Consider the following 20137-nt stretch of genomic DNA (forward strand, 5'->3'; position numbering starts at 1 on the left):
TCTTGCCTCCTCTTTTGAATTTAAGGTCACACTCACCACTAAACCTTATATTATTATTTACTGCAAGAAAATAATTTTTACTTTTAAAAATAGAAAAAAGATGAATTTCTTCATCTTTTTACATTTGTTCTAATTTTTCTTTTACAGCATCATACTTAGATTGATAATCCGCTAATTTATTTCTTTCTAGTTCAACTTTTTCTTTTGGAGCTTTTGAAGTGAACTTCTCATTTGCCAACATATTTTGACAACGTTTAATTTCTCCTTCTAACTTTTTAAGTTGATTAGCTAATTTTTCTTTTTCAGCATCTTTATCAATATAATCCCCTAATTCAACTAATAATGAATTGCCACCTTTAATTGTAATATTTGCAACCTCACCAGCAGCATTAAGATTATAACCTGAACAAACTGCATTACATAATTTCTTGATGTAAGGTAAACATTTATTTAACAATCCTTCTAGATCATCGTTTTTAGTATTGATCACGTATGGCACTTCAATTGCATTTTTAATCGTATATTGTGTTCTAATTTCACGGATACCTTTTACAATATCGATTAAATATGTAAATTGATCATTAATACTTTCATCAGTAAAATGATCATTTACTTCTGGCCAGATAGCAATACAAATAGATTCTTCTAAATGTGGAATTGCCTGGAAGATTTCTTCAGTTACAAATGGCATGAATGGATGCAGCATTTTAACAATCGCATTTAAAACATAAACTAATGTATTTAAACTTGCCTGTTTTTCTGTATCATTAGTACTATTTAAATGTACTTTTGTAAGTTCAATATACCATGAACAGAAGTCATCCCAAATAAATTTATATAACTCACTACCAACATTAACAAATTCAAATTTATCCATGTTAATATCTACTTCACGAATCACTTCATTTAAACGATTTAAAATCCATTTATCACAAAGATTTAGATTATCAAATGATAATTCTTCAAATTTCATTTCATCATCAATATTCATTAAAACAAAACGAGCACTATTCCAAATTTTATTGATAAAGTTCCATGATGCTTCTAATTTTTCCGGAATATAACGCAAATCCATTCCTGGTGCCGAATTAGTTGTTAAGAAGAAGCGTAATGTATCAGCACCATATTCATCAATAACATCCATCGGATCAACACCATTGCCTAACGATTTTGACATCTTTCTCCCTTGTTCATCACGAATCAAACCATGAATTAAAACATGTTCGAATGGTCTTTCCTCAGTGAAGTGTAATGATTGGAAAATCATTCTGCTCACCCAGAAGAAAATAATATCGTACCCTGTAACTAAAGTATTGGTAGGAAAATAACGCTTAAATAATTCACTATCGGTATTAGGCCATCCAAGTGTTGAAAATGGCCATAGTGCACTTGAAAACCATGTATCTAGGACATCTTCGTCTTGTTTCCAGTTTTCTAAATCAGCAGGTGGATTTTTCCCAACATAAACTTCACCGGTTTCTTTATGATACCAAGCCGGTACTTGATGTCCCCACCATAATTGACGAGATATACACCAGTCTTCAATATTTTCCATCCACTGATTAAATGTTTTTTCAAAACGTTCAGGGACAAAATTTACTTTAGAATCCTTTAACTGATTTTCTAAAGCTGCCTTAGCTAATGGCTCCATTTTAACAAACCATTGTTTTGATAAATATGGTTCAACGATTGCATTACTTCTTTCTGAATGCCCCACCTGATGCATATGTTTTTCAATATGGTCAACAACCCCAGCTGCTTTAAAATCAGCAACCAAAGCCTCTCGACAAGCAAAACGATCCATTCCTGCATATTTATGTGCCAGTTCATTCATAGTTCCGTCATCATTCATACAAATTGGCATTTCTAAGTTATATTTTTTTGCTAACGCAAAGTCATTAGGGTCATGAGCAGGGGTACATTTCATTACCGCTGTCCCAAATGATATATCAATATAGCTATCAGCCATGATTGGTAACGCTTCACCATTAGCTGGATTGATTGCTTTTTTCCCGACTAGGTGAGTATAACGTTCATCATCAGGGTGCACAAATATAGCTTGATCGGCAAACATTGTTTCAGGACGTGTTGTCGCAATAATTAATTGTTCATCACTATCAACGATTTGATATTTAAAATAATACATCGCCCCTTCAATTTCTTTATGAATCACTTCAATGTTACTTAATGCCGTTCTTTGAACTGGGTCCCAATTAATGATCCGTTTCCCTTGGTAAATCAATCCTTCATTATATAATTTAACAAATACTTCTTTAACTGCTTCGCTTAAACCATCATCTAAAGTAAAACGTTCTTTAGAATAATCTAATGATAAACCTAATTTTTCCCATTGAGCTCGAATAATTGAAGCATATTCTTCCTTCCATGACCATGCTTTTTCTAAAAAGCCATCACGACCAAGATCATAACGAGAAATACCTTCTTCACGCATCCTTGCCTCTACCTTAGCTTGAGTTGCAATACCCGCATGATCCATTCCCGGCAGCCACAAAGCATCATAACCTTGCATTCTTTTATAACGGATGATCATATCTTGTAAAGTTGTATCCCAAGCATGACCTAAGTGTAATTTACCAGTTACATTAGGTGGGGGAATAACAATTGAATACGGCTTTTTGCTAGTATCACCAGCTTCAAAATATTTTTTATCGATCCAATGACGATATTTTCCTTCTTCTACTTTATGATGATTATACTTCGGTTCCAGTTGTTTGCTCATCAGTTGTTACCTCCAAATCAATAAAATCATTTTTGTTTTCACGAATAAATTTAGCTGCTTTATTAACAATTCCAGAAGATTTCAACATTGACAATAATGAGCTTGTAAAATCAGAAAAATTATATTTTCCATAATCACTATCTTCATCTAATTCAATTTCTTCCTCATTTTCAATCATTACAGCTAATTTTTCTGCTGCAGTCATCAACTCAGCAATTTCATGGCAATCCACAGCCTCAAATGCTTTAATGGCATATGGACGATAAAGGCAATATGGTTCCTTAATAAAGAATGAGTGCAATGAACCACGCCCTCCTTCCATTGAAAGTTCTACTTGATAAATAGTGTAGATCAGTAATTCGCTTGGTGTCATTACATCAATCAATGTTCCAGTAATTTCTTCTCCTTCATACAATTTATCTTCTTTTGCTAAAAGGTGGAATAAAACAGCATGTGTTAACTCTTCATCAGGAGTTTGATCAAACACTTCGCTTGTAAAATGACTATACTTAACCCGGTTTTCTTCATATGCAGCCCGCTGTTGTTTTTGATATTTTTTAACTTGACGCATTTTACCACTATAAAAATACATTAAAAATAAACATCCACCTAAAAATAAAATCCAAACCACTGAATAACTCATAATTTCCTCCTTAAAATAAAAAAGCACCGTCATAAGGACGAATGCTCGTGGTACCACCTTACTTTGCATAGCTTATCTATGCCTCAAGACCTTAACGCAGTCATACGTGTCTACCTACTTTTTTCAATAGACATGCTCCTAGGCTACCTTCAATCCATTATCTTATCCCCTTCCACCAGCCAGGGACTCTCTTAAAAGTTTCTGGATCTACTCCTCCTAATCATTGCTAGAAATATTCTAACAAAATCATCATCCCTAGTCAATCGCTAACTTTTTATTTAACGAAGAAATTGAATCCAAATAATATAATAAGCGAGACATCATGATAATATTATTAATTTCATCATGTCCTAATTCAATGATCGGAACAACATGTAACAAACACTGTAATAAAAGCCGCTCTTCTTTTAAGAGCTTTATCTTACAAAAATAACTATCAAGAATAACGTCAAAATCAAAGATAAACTCTGGAATTCTTTGATACATATTATAAATATCATAAATACATAAGTTGATTTTAATTTGATCAATAGAAATTAATTTACTTTCTTTCATCATTACATGACTATAATTAAAATTATTATATGTCAGACATAATCTTATCGTATCTAGATTGCAAACATATTGTTCATAGCATTCCAAAAGTTCTAAGGCTTTTTTTAGACAACCTTCAATTCGATGATAATTTAAAACAAACATCCATCCTGTTGGACTACGATACGATAAAACTTCAAAATTACTCATAATTTCATTGTAATAAGCTTGACGCTCATGAATAATATTTGCTATATCTTCAATTTGACGTTTAAAAAAACTCTTTGAAACACTATAATTAAAAAAAGAAGTTGAATGCAAATATGATAAGCATTCATAATAAAATTTTAATTTTAATTCTTTAACGATTGCATTATCACTTGCTAACCAAGGACTTAAATAAAAAGTTTTATCCTCATAACTTGTTAGAACTTGTTTTTTATAATTTCTGATTACTGGCAAAAAGCATTTTAAATGCAAGCTCTCTATATGATCAATAACAACAGTCAATCCATTGTCTTCAACAAACTTTAAACAAAAGAATCCTTCACGACATTTTACTTTATAGACTTTTTTTGTTACTTTAATATAACCAATAACTTCTAGTGAATAGGCTTCCTTAATTAATTCGTTCATGGAACATATGGAATGATTAAGACACTGCCGGCTTCTAGAGCCTTATCTTGGTTATAATTGCGGATTATTTCTTCTTCCACACTATAACGGGTCGCCACTTCACTATAACTATCATTTTCTTTAACTATATATAAGTAATAAGTTCCCACACTATCGCTAGTGTCTTGAAAAATTGGTCGTGACTTGCTTTGGTAAACCTTTTCTTGAAGTTGTTCACTAATCTCCTCAGCCATAGCTGTTTCTTTTTTACTGACTTCCATTACAGCAGCTTCTTTAGCAACATGTGCCATTGGTTCTTTGGTCATATGAACAGCCGGTTCTTTTGCTGCGTGTACTGATGACTCTGATTTCTGCGGTATTACAGCAACTTTTGATGTTTCTAAGTTTTTAGGATGATTATCCATTTCTTTTGCCACTGCTTTTATCTCTTTTACTGTTGAAGTCGTAGTTTCAGCAGCCATCGGCTTACTTTCTGGCTGCTTTGCTTGAGCAACGTAAGCTGGAGTTACTGGTCCAGTTTCTTGGACTTCGACAGGTTTAGCTCGAACTAATTGCTCAATTGAAGCATTAGCTGGTTCAGTATCCTTGATTAAGTTTTCAATTTCTTCAAGTGCTTCATCATGCCCAAGATGCTCATCCCGTACATATCGATCTTCTCCTTCTACCACCCCATGAATACCTACTTCAATCTTAATTTGGATATTTCCATCTTTAATAAAATAATCAAAATCTTCAACTTTAATATTGAAATCTCGCTGATCAACAATCTTATCAAATGTTGCCAATACATCTAATTCAATATTTTCATCAAATTTATGATTGCCATTATACTCTCCTTTAACAATTAAACTTCCTACTGCTCGAACGCCTACACTTTCAATCTTGTAATTAATAGACTCATCTACTGATAATGATAATAATTCATTCAATTGATGATTTAAATCAATCCATTTTTCAAAATATATCTTTTGCATATATACCTCCCATCAAACTATATGCACGATTCTTAAAAATATGAAAAAAGACCGCCTTTTATAGAATATACTAATTCATTCTACTTTGTTCCACCAGAATCTAGATACTTTGATATTATTTAAACAAAATAAAAGTAGATACATTTAAAAGCTCTATCTTTCTTGCATCTACCATCATTTTACTTTTTAAAATCTAATTAAAATTAATATCGCATAGCTCATAGATAAAGTTCCATGCTTCTTCAATTCCTTTTTTCCTTAAGCTTGAAAAACGAACAAATTTATCTTCAGGATGAAACCCCAAAGTATCTTTGATAATTTTTTCATTCTTTTTCAGATCATTTCTTTTTAATTTATCTTCTTTGGTTGCCACGACCATTACCGGAACATCATGATGTTTAACAAATTCATACATCAGCACATCATCTTTAGTCGGTTTATGACGATAATCAACTAATAAAATAAATCCTCTTAAAGTTGAACGTAAAGTTATGTATTCATCCATTGTCTTACCAAATTGCTTAGTAATACTATCATTAACTTTAGCATAACCATAACCAGGAACATCAACAAAATATAATGCATCATTGACATTAAAAAAATTTAATGTTCTTGTCTTTCCTGGAGTTCCTGAAACTTTAGCTAAACCATTATGATTTAACATTGCATTAATAAAACTGCTTTTACCAACATTACTACGTCCCGCCAAACACATTTCAGGAAAACTTTCTTCTGGCCATTGACTTTTCCATGCTGCGGATAAAACATATTCTGCTTTCTTTATTTTTACCATTCTCATCACCTTTTTCATTGTACCACACAATAAGAAAAAAAGGGTTATTTTTAACCCTATTTTTCAAGTGCGTGATCTAGTACTGTATCAATATGATCAGCTAATACGATTTCTAATTCATCTTGAACAGATTTTGGTATATCATCAATATCTTTAGCATTATCCTTTGGGATAATAATCTTTTTAATTCCAGAACGATGCGCTGAAATTGATTTTTCTTTTAAACCACCAATTGGCAGCACATTTCCCCGTAATGTAATTTCACCCGTCATAGCAATATCATTGCGAACCGGCTGATTTTTAAAAGCTGAGTAGATAGCAGTGGTCAAGGTAACACCTGCACTAGGGCCATCTTTCTTTACAGCTCCTTCAGGCACATGAATATGAATATCTTCTTTATCAAATGCAATTTTTTCAAGACCATATTTCTCTTTATTAGCTTTCATATAGTCTAATGCAATCGATGCTGATTCTTTCATTACATCCCCTAATTGACCAGTAATAATAAATTTACCAGATCCTTGGAAATGATTGACTTCAATTGGTAAAATATCTCCACCAAATTGTGTATATGCCATACCAGTAACGACACCTATTTGGCTATGATCTAATTTCTTAGTATGTTCAAATGGTGCTTTACCTAAATGTTTTTCTAAACTTTCTTTATTAACTGTTAAGTTATCACGTTTTTCTTTTAAAACGATTAATACCGCTTTACGACAAATCTTTGCCAGCAATCTCTCAAGATCACGAACTCCAGCTTCGCGCGTATAGTGACGAATAATCGCCATAATTGCATCATCTTCAATTACTAGTTGATCTTCCTTTAAACCGTGTAAAGCTAACTGCTTTTTAATTAAATGATTTTTAGCGATCATTAGTTTTTCTTGTTCTGTATATGAAGATAGTTCAATGATTTCCAAACGATCTCTAAGCGGAGCTGGAATATTTCCTAGATCATTTGCAGTAGCGATAAACAATACTTTTGATAAATCATATGGTTCTTCCAAATAATTATCAGAGAATTGACTATTTTGTTCAGGGTCTAAAACTTCAAGCATTGCACTAGTCGGATCACCTTTATAGTCACTTGACATCTTATCGATTTCATCAAGTAAGAAGACCGGATTTATTACTCCCGCTTTCTTCATCCCTTGAATAATTCTTCCTGGCATAGACCCAAGATAAGTACGACGATGTCCACGTACTTCAGCTTCATCTTTAACTCCACCTAATGATGCCTTGATGAATTCACGCTGTAGTGCACGGGCAATACTTTTAGCGATTGAAGTTTTCCCAACCCCTGGTGGCCCAGCAAGACAAATAATTGGTGCTTTTAGCGATTTAGTCATTTGTTTAACCGCTAAGTATTCAACAATTCGTTCCTTTACCTTTTCAAGACCATAATGATCTTCATTTAAAACATCTTCAATTGCTTGAATATCTTCAACATCTTTAGTTTCTTGATACCAAGGTGTTTTCATCATCCAGTCAATATATGTTCTTACTACATTAGCTTCTGAAGAAGCTGCTGGCATTGTTTCAAAACGGCGTAATTCTTCTTCAATTTTATCCTTAACATGCTGTGGATAAGGATTTTTTTCAAGTTCTTCACGAATCATTTCTGCATCGTCTTCCTTCGGTACACTATCACCTAATTCCTCTTTAATAGCCCGAAGTTTTTCTCTTAAATAGTACTCACGTTGATTTTCATCAATACTTTCACGAACTTTACGATTAATCGTTTCTTCAATTTCACCTATCACTTTTTCCGATTCAATTGAACTAGCTACTAATAATAAACGTTCATTGATATTAATAGTTTCTAAGATTTTTTGTTTTTGATTAAGATCAATTGGTAAATATTGTCCAATTGTGTCAGCTAAAACACTTGCTGATACTCCACTAGTTAATCGATTGATTGAATCTAGCGGCATATTTGGCATACTGCGTTTTGCTTGTTCAAAATACGAAGTTGTCTTACGAACTAAAGCAACTTCTTCATTTCGATCTCCAAATTCATCTTCAATAATTTCAACAGTTGAGTAGATACTTCCTTGTTGTTCTTCAAAGTTAGTCAGCCTAACTCTTTTTGCCCCCAAAACAGTTAATTTGATAGTTCCCGAACTGTCACGGCGCACTTTACGATCAATTTTACAAAGAGTTCCAATATGGAACACATCATCAAAAGAAGGATTATCCACTAATGGATTGATTTGTGAGACAAAAATGATATTGTTATCATGTTCATTAGCACTTAATTCAAGTGCCTTTAAACTCACTGGACGACCAACATCTAATGTTAACCTGTTTTCTGGGAAAACAATCATGCCCCGTGTACAAACTACCGGTAACGTTAATACAGTTTGTTCATTCATTCTATTTCCTCCTATTTCGCTATTTTACTAAAAAGACGCATGAGCGTCTTTTCATTATTTTAAGTTGTCTTTTACTAAATCAACAGCTTTACGAGTTAACAAATCGTTTTCGATACGGCTCATATTTCCTTCGAAAATTTTCTTAACTTCGTCTAATTCTTTTTGATAATATTCAGCAATTGTTTTTAATTCTGTTTCTAATTCTTCATCACTAACTGCTAATTTTTCTTCTTCGATAATTGCTGCAAGAATAGCATTTAATTTCACTCTTTCTTCAGCTTGAGGTTTAATATCTTCTTTGATATCATCTTTTGATTTACCAGTAAATTGTTGGTAAACTTCAAAATTTAACCCTTGTCTTTGTAAATTTTGTTCAATTTCTTGTAACATTAATCCTTGTTCTTGTTCTAATAAAGCATCACTGTCTTCTACTTTAGAAGACGCTACGATTGCTTTATATAAATCATCCATGAATTTATTTTCATTTTCAGATTCTTTACGAGTTTTAATATTAGCTTTGATATGATCCTTCAATTGATCTAAAGTTTCAACACCATCAATATTTACATCTTTAGCTAATTCATCATCAATTTCTGGTAAATGTTTTTCTTTGATTTCATGTACAGTCACTTTGAAAATAGCTTCTTTACCAGCCAAATCAGCTGCACCATAATCTTCTGGGAAAGTAACAACGATATCTTGTTCTTTATCTACAGTCATTCCAATCACTTGATCTTCAAATCCTGGAATAAATGAACCACTACCGATTTCTAATGGATAGTTTTCACCTTTTCCACCTTCAAAAGCAACACCGTCTACAAATCCTTCAAAATCAATTACTGCAGTATCACCTTTAGCAACTTTCCCACCTTCTTTTACTGTTAATTCAGCAAATTGAGTTTGATAGTTTGCTAATTGTTCTTCGATTTCTTTTTTAGTTACTGTAACGCGACCTTTTTTAACTTCTAATCCTTTATATTCACCAAGCTCAACTTGTGGTTTTACTGGTACTAAGATTTGAACTTCCAATTCATCAGCATCTACTTTTTGAACACTTAAAGCAGGTTGTGCTACTGGTTCAACATTTGCCTCAGTTAAAATTTCAACAAATTTTGTTTGTAAAATCATATCTGTTGCTTCTTCTAAAACACTAGCTTTAGAAACTCTTGCTCTTACCATAGCTGCAGGTGCTTTACCTGGTCTAAAACCATCGATTTTTACATTTTTAGCTAATTTATCAAGTGCTTTTTCTTGAGTAGCTTTCCATTCTTCACTATCAAATGCTACTGTTAGTTCTACGATTGCATTTTCTAATTTTTTATTATTGATTTTCATACTATTCTCCTTTTTTAGTTTCATCACGTATTATATACTAACAATACTATTAATTCAACTTTTTTGAACAATTAATCTTGCAATTTCAGTACTTTAATATTCAATTTCTTTAATTTCATTTAATTTTTCTAAAATTTCTTCTTTATCACAATTATAAAGGTACTCGATATCATCTAATTCAATGTCAATATACTGCATCGACGCAATATGATAATGAATTGCTGCAGCAATTGGACGATAATCATAATCATCGATATATTTAGGATAAACTAAATATAGATAGAAATTTAGAAACTGCTCACACAATGAATATAACGAAGGATTATCATCTTCAATTCCTTCAGATAAAAGATTTAAGATCGTTCCACCAACTTCTTGATTCAAAACTAATGGAGCATAACTTGGATTAATTCCATATTCAATCCCCTTTTTTACCAAGGTCATTTCTTCATCTATTTCTTGATCAATCATCAATTCAATGAGTAAACTCTTAGCGAAGCTAGGCTTATTTTCATCTTTCAAAAAATTACGAATAGCTGGTAATAGGCGCCGAATATTAATTCCTTCCATTTGTTCAATTGCCATATACAATAAATCCTCATTAGGCAAATCTTTCATCAAAATATTTTCCATATCATCCAAACTAAAAGCATTATTATGCCGTTCCATTCCCTCGTTTGCTTCACGTTTAGCTAACAGCAGTTCATCATGAGCAGCATTAAAGATTGCTTCATATTCATACGGAATATATGGCATTGATAATTCTTCTACCATGATATTGATTGCTTCTTCAAACTCCTCTAGTTCCTTTAAAGTAGCCACATAAATACTTACAACATCATAATAGGTATTACTTGCTTTCGCTTTTGCTAACATTCCTTCAGCTTTAGCCATTTGATATTCACCTAAACCATAAAGACAAACAAGACGCTGATACCGCGTCATTTCGTCATCCATATCATTCAATAGATCAAGTGCATCTTGAAATTGATTATTAGCTATATATTCTTCAATCATATTTTCTCCTTAAAAATGATGTATCGAGGATACATCACTATTCTTCTTCTAAATCAAATTCATAATCCAAGACATCTGTAGTTTCTTCTTGTTCTTGGAGACTTTCAATCACTTCATTATAAAGTTCTAACTTACTATCCTTTAAAAAATCATCATCTGTCAAAGGCATAATCATCACTCCTTACAAACGTAATTATAGCAATACTTTATCATTTTGCAATCGAAACACCTCAAATAATTCTTCGTAGTAGTCATTAAAAACACTATTTTTACGCCAGATAAAATTAATATCATGTTTTATTGTTAAAGCATTTACTTTGACTTGCTTCAATCTTCTTTCAGCTAATTCTTTTTCAACAGCTAATTTATAGATAAAAGTTATTCCATGATTATTTTTAACAAGACGTTTGATCATATTAATATTACCAATTTCAATAATATTACTAAAATCATCAATATCTAAATTCCGCTCTTTTAACCATCGTTCAATAATTTCTCGTGAACCTGAGCCATTTTCACGAATAATTAGATTATACTTAAATAATTCACTAATATCATGGACTATTGACAATGGAAAATCAATTGAACCAACACATATATATTCATCTTGACAAAATTTTCGATAATCATACTCTAATTTATTAAAGTATCCTTCAACTAAAGCAAAATCAAGTTGTCCTTCATTGATCATCTTTAATAACTCACTTGTATTTGCAACCTGCATCTTAATCATTGTGTTTTGATTTTCATTTAACAATTGATCAATCACTTTAGGCATCACATATTCCCCTACTGTAAGTGTTGCTCCAAAAACCAGCTCTTGTTTCAATGACAAATTATTTAATTTATTTTTCAAAAAAATATCATCATGCTTTAATGTTGTAGCTACATCAAGCAAAATTTTTCCTGCTTTAGTTAATTGCATCTTTTTACCAATATACATAAATAACTTAACATCATAATATTCCTCTAAATAACGAATATGACCCGAAACAGCTGGCTGAGTAATATTTAAATACTGACTTGCTTTAGTAAAATTCATATATTTGCATACCGCCAAAAAAGTATCGATCCGAAAATCTAACATTAAATCACCTCATTATAACTATAACATATTATTATCGTTATATAAATATATATAATTTTTATTTATTGTTTGATTTATGTATAATAACTTCGACAAAGGGGGATTAGAAATGTCAAAAATAAAAAATAATGCTTTAGGAGTTATTCTATGTCTAGCTATTGCAATGCCAGCATACTATCTCGGTAAACAACTGCCATTGATTGGCGGTCCCGTATTTGCCATTTTAATGGGAATGATCATTACATTCTTAGTTAAAGATAAAAGCAAAGTTCAAAGTGGGATCACATATACTTCTAAAAAAATCTTACAATACGCCGTTATATTATTAGGATTTGGTATGAATTTAAGCGATATTGTAAAAACAGGAAGTTCATCTTTACCAATAATTATCTCAACGATTGCAACTTCTCTAGTCGTAGCCTATGTACTATGCAAAGTATTAAAAATGCCATCAAAGATTTCAACACTGATCGGGGTTGGTTCATCAATTTGTGGTGGTTCTGCAATCGCTGCAACCGCACCAGTTATCGAAGCTGACGATGAAGAAATCGCTCAAGCTATATCAGTAATCTTTTTATTCAATATTCTTGCCGCCTTAATTTTCCCAACTTTGGGCGGTATGCTAGGATTATCAAATGATGGTTTTGGACTTTTTGCTGGAAGTGCAGTCAATGATACATCCTCTGTTACCGCCACTGCAACTGCATGGGATGGTATTCATGGAAGTAATACCCTAGATCAAGCAACGATTGTTAAATTAACAAGAACACTAGCAATTATTCCAATTACCTTAGTATTAGCTTTTAAACGTACTCGCGATGCTGAAAAAAGTGAAAGTACTTTTAATCTCAAGAAAATTTTTCCTTTCTTTATCTTATTCTTTATCCTAGCTTCTGTTATTACAACAGTCTTCAACCTGCCTGGTAATATTACCGCACCAATTAAAGATCTTAGCAAATTTTTTATTGTTATGGCAATGGCAGCTATCGGATTAAATACAAATATTGTTAAACTTGTAAAAAGCGGTGCCAAACCAATTTTCATGGGATTTTGCTGTTGGGTGGCTATTACTGTGGTTTGTTTATCAATGCAAGCACTATTAGGTTTATTTTAAAATGACGAATATTCGTCATTTTTTATTTTTAAAACGCCAAGTTATTTACCCTTATCCATCTAGACAAGCAATATATGCGATTAATTTCAAACGCTCTGGATCAATTACTTCATTTCCATATGCTTCATAAAATAAATCACCATATTTATCATTACCTAGATTATAAGCAAGTGACCATCTTCCCCAAAACAAATCATAATGGCGATCACCTACTCCCGCACGTCCCATATCCAAAAAACCGCAAAAACGATAATCTTGGTCTAAAAAAATATTTGGCAAACAATAATCACCATGAATAACTGTATCTTCAACTAAAATATCCTTTTTAGCATTAATATAACTAAACACCTCGTCAAGTTCTAAGCAGCCAATACCTTGTGTCATTTGCTCATCTAAGTTGGCTTGTTGATAATTTAAAAATACACGTTTTAATATTTCTTCATTATGATTTATAGATATAGCTTCAGTAAATTTTGTATCATGGAACTTTCTTAACAGCTTTCCCAAAGTTACTGCTAATATCTCTGGATTAGAAATTAGTTTTGGGGCACAGCTGCACATACCTGACATTCTCTTAGTTAATAAATAATCTCGCTCACTACTGCTATATTCTAGCGCCGCTTGACTGTAATTATACTTACTAAAATATATTAATGCCCGATACTCTGCCTCTAATTCATGTTTTTTTCCAATTTTTAAATAATAATCTTGATAGCAGTAGGTTTTGGCACCAGATCTCCCACTTGTATCTAAAAATAGTTCGGGAGATTTTCTAAATAACTCTAGCAAACTCTTAATATCCATATAAAGATCACCTGCCTCTTTTAAAAATCATCTTTTTTTATTATTATATCAAGGTTATTAATTGTTTCAATTAATAAAAATAGAGTAACGTCATTAGTTGAATCCCTCTACTCATAACGTTAACTCTAAAATCTATTATTACGCTTTTATTTACTTTTAATGTCATCAATGATGATTCCATCTTCAATTGTAATGATGCGGTCTGCCTGATAATTCACTAATAAAAGCAGTTTTTTTATTTTTAATATCAAGCAATTCTAAAACCTCATCAATATTGTATTCCTTTGTCAAAGGTGAAATTCAAGAACAATTAGTACTTTATTCACAACTTATTCACATTTCTTAATAAAGCTATAACCTTTTTTATAATAATCATTTTTCTTATAAAATTCATGTGCTCGACGACGTTCAAGTCCGCTATTGACTGTGATGGCACTTACCTGTTTGCTCAGGGCGTATTGTTCACTATATGCAATTAAAGAACTTCCAATTTTTTGCCCTTGATATCTATGTTCTACTGCCAACGCAATAATTCTCATAATTTTCCCTTCAATTTCTAACCCCCAACCTAACATCAATCCAATTATCCCTACTACTCTGTAATCGATAATTGCAACATAAATTTGATAGTTTGTATCTTGAAGCATTTGATCAAGTCGCCAACAAAATTTATTAAATTCCAAGTTTTGGTATCCTAATTCATATTTAACTAATTGATACACGTCCTGATAATCAACTTCCTCTATTTTACGTATTAACATTTAATAATCTCCCTTCTTCCTACAGTTTAAACCCCCTTAAAATTTTAAGCAAACAAAAAGGCCACATGTTATTTACAATGTGACTTTTCTAACCATCGGTATGCCTCAATGATCCAACAATGAGGAAATAATAATAGATCGTGGTCAAACTGATATTTTATATACTGATAACAAGCTGCTTCTAAAGAATCATTTAATGCCATTTCAATATTCTTTTTAAACGGTGGTTCCCCAGGCTGATCCCAAGCTAGTTTATCAGCAATAAAAATAATCATATCTAATTTACTAGGATTAGATCTTAGTGTTGTATGTGATTCGATTGCCTTTAAAATTGATAAATTCCTAATTTGAAAATACTCATAAGCTATTAAAGCAGATATTTTTTGATGCAATAAAAATGGATATATCTTTTCTGCACTATCTAATTGCCATTGTAATTCATTAGCAATTTTCATCATATCTTGGGGAGTAATAACAGCACTAATATCATGTAATAAAGCTGCTACAATACAAGCTCTAATATCTTCTTGATATTGCAAAGCTAATTTTTCTGCTGCCATAGCCACTCCAAGAACATGCTGATATGTTCTTTCTTTATTATTAAGCAAATAAAAATCTTTTATTTGTTCTTCAATAGTTTGATTCCTTAGTGGAGTTTGAATGTAATTTAAATCCATCATAGTTACCTTTCCATTTAATAGCCAATATTAATTAACAAGTTATATCTTCTAAAACTGTTTTTAATTGCCTTACTCCATTTGATTGAGACGTTATAATAGCTTGTAAAATTGTTTTTAATTCAGAACAAATTGGATATTCCAAAGTTGTTTTCGCCATTGCAATAGCACCTTCATGATGTGGAATCATTTCATTAATAAAATTTACATCAATGTCATTACTGCATGATGGCTCAGCCATTTTTGTGAACATAGTTCCTACGATAATATCAAGCCTATTTTGATAATCATACAACTGTTCTTGAGAATTTGTCTGATTTTGACAATCACATAAAATTCTCCGCATATTCTCAATACTTCTTGTTTGTTCTTTTATAATGTTAAAAGCAATATTTTGTAAAGCTTCATTCTTAGTGTATTTTAATAAATTACATGACATTAAAATTGCCGCACGATGATGCGGGATCATTTGAACCATAAAATTATAAGATATGCTGCACGACAATTCAACACTAGTCATTTTATTAATCATTTGATTTAAAATACAGTGATACTCATCTAAATAGGATTGAAGTTTTTGTTCATAACAATACAAATTTTCCATCTGCTCATCTCCTATTTATTTATATGCATCATGAGCATCAAATGTTCCTTTTATATAAAATAAAAAAGCTCCAAACCATTGGTTTAGAGCCATTTTTAATCAATGGCGTCCACGAAGGGATTCGAACCCCTGACCGCACGCTTAGAAGGCGTGTGCTCTATCCAGCTGAGCTACGTAGACCTCTCTCTCTTGACTGCTCATATATAATAGCATATCTAAAAGAGATGTGCAAGCATTTTTTAACAAAATATTTGTTTAAATTTAACTTCTATTTTTCCCTGGTCAACTAGAATAATACAATAAGATTTTCCACTCCCACGACGAGGCAAAGTGGTTGAACCAGGATTAATTAAATAAAAACCCGTCACCTCATCACATTGAGGAACATGGGTATGTCCTGATAATAATACATCACAACCATGTCTCAGCAAATCATCTACCATCGCTTCTTCACGTTTATAATATCCATAACGATGCCCATGAGTAACTAAAAATCTTACTCCTTCAACTTCAAAAACAACTTCATCATCAAAAGGAGCCATCCAATCGTTGTTTCCACGAACACATATCCAGCCTTTTAACTGCTCTTCACGTGCTTCACTATCACCACAATGAACATAGTAATCGCCATCAGGTTCTAAACGTTGTACTTCATCGATCATCTTATGATAACCATGGCTATCGGACATTACTACTACTTTCTTCATATTTATCACCTGACATTATTATACACAATTAAGGTTCAAAGTTAAATTACATTTTAATTCGGTTGTCTACTTCACCATTTACATCTTGAACTGGGTCTATCTCTTGATTATCTACAAATAATGAAACTTTTTTAACATTTTCTAAATGACTAGCTGATTTAACGATTCGATTATACAAAGTATTATCAATCGATTCATTATCATTTAAAATATTAGCAGCTAAATGAATTGATAGTGTTCCATCTTGTAACGAACATTGATCAACTAATGATAATGGTTTATCATAATCCATTTCATTTAACATGATTGATACTTTTGTATCAATATCATTTTCATTTGTTTCAATTCGTTTAGTTACAGGAACATAATATTCTTTGTTATTGATAGTCTCTGTATTATAAACAACAACTGGTGTTGTTTTATAAATATAATTAGTGCTTGCTTCAAAATTATTGATACCCAACTGATTTGTAATACAGCTTGCTGGTACTGTACTATTCGGTAAAGTACTAATATCATTACCATCAATTTTTAAATTTACTTTTTCAATATCTCCGTTACAAAAAACATAAGAAAACATTTCAAAAATGTCAAGTGCTTCCTGATTACTGTTAACATACAAATTATCACTTAAATCAAAGGTTAATGATTTATCATTAATTGCCATGGCATTCACTTGCAGGTTCGAATCTAAGATAGGATGTAAACCTAAATACTCGTAATCATTAGATTTCATTACCTCAATCATATTACGATATTTTGTATCATCTTCAACTTCAGCACCAAAATCTACTTCAATTGGAACTAATGTGTTTTTATCGTCTCTAAATACAACTGTTTGATAATTTGCTGTCATCGTAGCAGTATTCTTTTTTTCATTCCTATTATTATCTTGTTTAATACAGAAAAAGCATACCATCAAACAAGCACAAATGATAATACCATTACGTAGTTTTCTTTTCATCCAATCACCTCAATATAATAATATGAAGTGATCCTCTTAAAAGACCAAATAAATATTATATATTTCTTATTTAATAAAAATACTTTCATCAAAAAAATTAGTCGGATTATAAAATCACGACTAACTATTTTATAATAATATGTTCAACAACCAAATCTGTATAATCAAAAAAACCTGTTGATGATTTTAAAAATTCATCAACTCTACCTGTTGTATAAATCTTAATAAATTTATTTTTATTAAGATTTAATAGATTATTTTTAATTAAAACATCTCGAACATTTTTACAAACAGCATCACTGCTGGAAATATATTCAATATCTGGTAAAATATCTTTTATTTGATTCTCTAAAATGGGATAGTGCGTACAACCTAAAATAATTGATTTAATCTTTCCTGCATAAGAATCCAAATACTCATGCAATACATCATAAATATCTTTTTTATCCATTCCAGCCTCCACTAAAGGAACTAACTTAGGTGTTGGCAACGTAAACACCTCAATTCCAGTCTGATAACAATCAATCGTATCTGGATACTTATGAGAATTAATCGTCGCTGCTGTTGCTATAACAAGAGTATTATCGACTCCGCGACTGATAAAATCTTCCACTGTTGCATCAATCACTCCAATGATCAAGACTTCCTTATAAACAGCTTGCAGTTCATTTAAGACCGTAGCACTAGTAGTATTACATGCCAAGACAATCAATTTGACATTTTCTTTAATAAAATACTCAACTATTTCACTTGCATAACTAAATAGTTGTTCTCGTGTTTTTTCACCATAAGGGCAATGATAATTATCACCAATATAAATAATATTTTCATTAGGCAGCAGGGTCCTGATAGAATTCAAGACCGTTAGACCGCCTACACCGGAATCAAATACCCCAATCGCTCTTTCCATAGTTACTCCTCGTTTGCGTTATATTCTTCTAAAGCTAAATTTTGAACATGTAATTTAGAAGCAATTTCTTTACCTACATACCTAAATGTTGTAGAGCTATATTCATGATTTGTCACATCAACTTTATCACTTGGATACCGCAGTATAAAACCATATTCATGGCAATGATTGATCAACCACTTATATATGTCAGTTTGATCAAAATCAGCAATACTTATTTCCCTTTTTTGAAGATTTATAGTGGTCCCAAGCTGATATTCGTTATAGCCCGGTAAGATCCCGCTACTACCTAAAGATGCCACATCATAGCTGATATAAGCCGCTGTTAAAACCATATCATTATATCCCTCATCATTAAGTGCCCGATACATCTCCATTAAACTATTATTTGCATCTTCTTGAAGATACATAGAATATTTGACTCGAGGTATTCCTCGTATCTCAACCTGATTTTTCGGTTCATAACCACCTATATATGTCTCGTTATTGACAACCAAAGCTAAATCACTTGGGTTATAAATTCGTTTGGCATTAGGCTGCAAATCATGATTAAAGAGCGATGCTAATGAACCCTTAGTAAAATTATTACTCAGCAATTTAACATTATCATATAATTTTTTACCTTCTAAACCATCAAACTCTTTCATAATTGATAAATAAGTATTAGTATCTGCAATGTATGTATAATCACCCTCATCATAAAGTGACCGTAACAATTGGTAATAATCAATATTATCGAAAGAAAAACCTTCTTGATTAATATAAGCATTGACTAAATCATTTTTTATTAGTGTATTGCATCTTGATAGTGCATTACTAGCAAAAGAAACTTCCAATTTACTTGCCAGCTGATTACCAACATTGATCAAATCACTATAGTTTGAATATTTATTTGTTCTATTTAACGCATTATAAAATTCATAATACTGTAATTTAAACTCCGGAAATTCTATATATTTAATAAACTGATCGACTGCAATCGCATTTTCCACTAAGTAATCTTGTTCTTCATCATCTAAATACATCTCTATTAAAGCGCGATTATCATTATTAATTCCATTAACCCGATAAAAGCGATCATACTTGCGGTTTATTGAAATAAAAGCAATCGTAAAACAAAGTGTTACAATTAAATATAAATGCCATCTTTTCAATTTCATAATATCACCTTGTTCCATTATATACCAACTAGTATTAAAAAACCATAATAAAAGGAACTAGATTATAGTTCTAATTCCTTAAATTTAATCAATTCAAAAACTGCTTGAATCCTTGAATCGACACCTAATTTTTGAATCACATTAGAAATATGATTACGAACTGTTTTTTCACTAATTCCTAACGTTTTAGCAATATCTCTCGTTGACTGATTCTTAATTAAAAGATTAAAAATTTCCTTTTCTCTAGGAGTCAGGATTATATTCATCTTTACGTTCACCTCATACTCTAATATATGAGA

The 20137-nt window shown here is 31.5% G+C and carries 20 protein-coding genes, 1 tRNA gene and 1 other annotated feature; of the genes, 1 reads left to right on the forward strand and 20 read right to left on the reverse strand.

Annotated features, from left to right (window positions below; translation table 11 throughout):
- Nucleotides 1–118 precede the first annotated feature (118 nt).
- The 10 genes from KSU54_RS01535 to KSU54_RS01575 all read right to left on the reverse strand — a co-directional run bounded on the left by KSU54_RS01535 (nucleotide 119) and on the right by KSU54_RS01575 (nucleotide 12137).
- Complete coding sequence (locus KSU54_RS01535) at nucleotides 119–2740, reverse strand: valine--tRNA ligase (protein ID WP_117791883.1); 2622 nt, start codon at nucleotides 2738–2740, stop codon at nucleotides 119–121.
- Complete coding sequence (locus KSU54_RS01540) at nucleotides 2712–3383, reverse strand: hypothetical protein (protein WP_008791483.1); 672 nt, start codon at nucleotides 3381–3383, stop codon at nucleotides 2712–2714. Before KSU54_RS01540 ends, KSU54_RS01535 begins: the two co-directional genes overlap by 29 nt.
- Before the next feature lie 30 nt (nucleotides 3384–3413).
- Nucleotides 3414–3616: a binding site (T-box leader), on the reverse strand.
- A gap of 22 nt (nucleotides 3617–3638) precedes the next feature.
- On the reverse strand, nucleotides 3639–4553 hold the full coding sequence (locus KSU54_RS01545) for a hypothetical protein (RefSeq protein WP_003536687.1): 915 nt from the start codon (nucleotides 4551–4553) through the stop codon (nucleotides 3639–3641).
- Nucleotides 4550–5527, reverse strand: coding sequence for a LysM peptidoglycan-binding domain-containing protein (locus KSU54_RS01550; RefSeq protein WP_003536685.1), 978 nt, complete (start codon nucleotides 5525–5527; stop codon nucleotides 4550–4552). The genes KSU54_RS01545 and KSU54_RS01550 overlap by 4 nt, the downstream gene beginning before the upstream one ends.
- 193 nt (nucleotides 5528–5720) lie before the next feature.
- Nucleotides 5721–6320, reverse strand: a complete 600-nt coding sequence (gene yihA / locus KSU54_RS01555; protein WP_008791481.1) for a ribosome biogenesis GTP-binding protein YihA/YsxC — start codon at nucleotides 6318–6320, stop codon at nucleotides 5721–5723.
- 56 nt (nucleotides 6321–6376) lie between these two features.
- Entirely contained in the window at nucleotides 6377–8698 is a 2322-nt protein-coding gene (gene lon / locus KSU54_RS01560; protein ID WP_003536682.1) for an endopeptidase La, read from the reverse strand.
- A gap of 54 nt (nucleotides 8699–8752) precedes the next feature.
- A complete protein-coding gene (gene tig, locus KSU54_RS01565; protein WP_117791882.1) occupies nucleotides 8753–10033 on the reverse strand; it encodes a trigger factor in 1281 nt (426 codons plus the stop codon).
- 93 nt (nucleotides 10034–10126) lie between these two features.
- A complete protein-coding gene (locus KSU54_RS01570) occupies nucleotides 10127–11050 on the reverse strand; it encodes a hypothetical protein (RefSeq protein ID WP_003536677.1) in 924 nt (307 codons plus the stop codon).
- Nucleotides 11051–11087: 37 nt separating this feature from the next.
- The gene (locus KSU54_RS19100) at nucleotides 11088–11219 is read right to left on the reverse strand and encodes a hypothetical protein (RefSeq protein ID WP_003536675.1); all 132 of its coding nucleotides are present in this window, start codon (nucleotides 11217–11219) and stop codon (nucleotides 11088–11090) included.
- Nucleotides 11220–11243: 24 nt separating this feature from the next.
- Nucleotides 11244–12137 carry a LysR family transcriptional regulator gene (locus tag KSU54_RS01575; protein ID WP_008791478.1) on the reverse strand — a complete coding sequence of 298 codons (894 nt, stop codon included), beginning with the start codon at nucleotides 12135–12137 and terminating at the stop codon, nucleotides 11244–11246.
- 109 nt (nucleotides 12138–12246) lie between these two features.
- Here KSU54_RS01575 and KSU54_RS01580 point away from each other — a divergent pair, with 109 nt between their 5' ends.
- The gene (locus KSU54_RS01580; RefSeq protein WP_008791477.1) at nucleotides 12247–13251 is read left to right on the forward strand and encodes a YeiH family protein; all 1005 of its coding nucleotides are present in this window, start codon (nucleotides 12247–12249) and stop codon (nucleotides 13249–13251) included.
- A 51-nt stretch (nucleotides 13252–13302) separates the two neighbouring features.
- Here the strand turns inward: KSU54_RS01580 and KSU54_RS01585 are convergent, their stop codons facing one another.
- From KSU54_RS01585 to KSU54_RS01630, 10 genes are all read right to left on the reverse strand, one after another.
- Nucleotides 13303–14055: an aminoglycoside phosphotransferase APH(3') gene (locus KSU54_RS01585; protein WP_003536669.1), complete on the reverse strand. Its 753-nt coding sequence runs from the start codon at nucleotides 14053–14055 to the stop codon at nucleotides 13303–13305.
- Between the two features lie 329 nt (nucleotides 14056–14384).
- On the reverse strand, nucleotides 14385–14816 hold the full coding sequence (locus KSU54_RS01590; protein WP_003536668.1) for a GNAT family N-acetyltransferase: 432 nt from the start codon (nucleotides 14814–14816) through the stop codon (nucleotides 14385–14387).
- 68 nt (nucleotides 14817–14884) lie between these two features.
- Nucleotides 14885–15493, reverse strand: a complete 609-nt coding sequence (yqeK, locus tag KSU54_RS01595; protein ID WP_029480336.1) for a bis(5'-nucleosyl)-tetraphosphatase (symmetrical) YqeK — start codon at nucleotides 15491–15493, stop codon at nucleotides 14885–14887.
- A 34-nt stretch (nucleotides 15494–15527) separates the two neighbouring features.
- Nucleotides 15528–16097 carry a DUF305 domain-containing protein gene (locus KSU54_RS01600; RefSeq protein ID WP_003536666.1) on the reverse strand — a complete coding sequence of 190 codons (570 nt, stop codon included), beginning with the start codon at nucleotides 16095–16097 and terminating at the stop codon, nucleotides 15528–15530.
- Between the two features lie 103 nt (nucleotides 16098–16200).
- A tRNA-Arg gene (locus KSU54_RS01605) sits at nucleotides 16201–16277 on the reverse strand.
- A 59-nt stretch (nucleotides 16278–16336) separates the two neighbouring features.
- The gene (locus KSU54_RS01610; RefSeq protein ID WP_003536665.1) at nucleotides 16337–16804 is read right to left on the reverse strand and encodes a metallophosphoesterase family protein; all 468 of its coding nucleotides are present in this window, start codon (nucleotides 16802–16804) and stop codon (nucleotides 16337–16339) included.
- Between the two features lie 46 nt (nucleotides 16805–16850).
- Nucleotides 16851–17768, reverse strand: coding sequence for a GerMN domain-containing protein (locus KSU54_RS01615; protein WP_003536664.1), 918 nt, complete (start codon nucleotides 17766–17768; stop codon nucleotides 16851–16853).
- Between the two features lie 124 nt (nucleotides 17769–17892).
- Entirely contained in the window at nucleotides 17893–18678 is a 786-nt protein-coding gene (murI, locus tag KSU54_RS01620; protein WP_003536663.1) for a glutamate racemase, read from the reverse strand.
- 2 nt (nucleotides 18679–18680) lie between these two features.
- Nucleotides 18681–19838, reverse strand: a complete 1158-nt coding sequence (locus KSU54_RS01625; RefSeq protein WP_009008991.1) for a M15 family metallopeptidase — start codon at nucleotides 19836–19838, stop codon at nucleotides 18681–18683.
- 62 nt (nucleotides 19839–19900) lie between these two features.
- Complete coding sequence (locus KSU54_RS01630) at nucleotides 19901–20104, reverse strand: helix-turn-helix domain-containing protein (protein ID WP_003536661.1); 204 nt, start codon at nucleotides 20102–20104, stop codon at nucleotides 19901–19903.
- Between the last annotated feature and the right edge of the window lie 33 nt (nucleotides 20105–20137).

The organism is Erysipelatoclostridium sp. MSK.23.31 (assembly GCF_019125875.1).
GTDB classification, from domain to species: Bacteria; Bacillota_I; Bacilli_A; order Erysipelotrichales; family Coprobacillaceae; genus Thomasclavelia; species Thomasclavelia ramosa.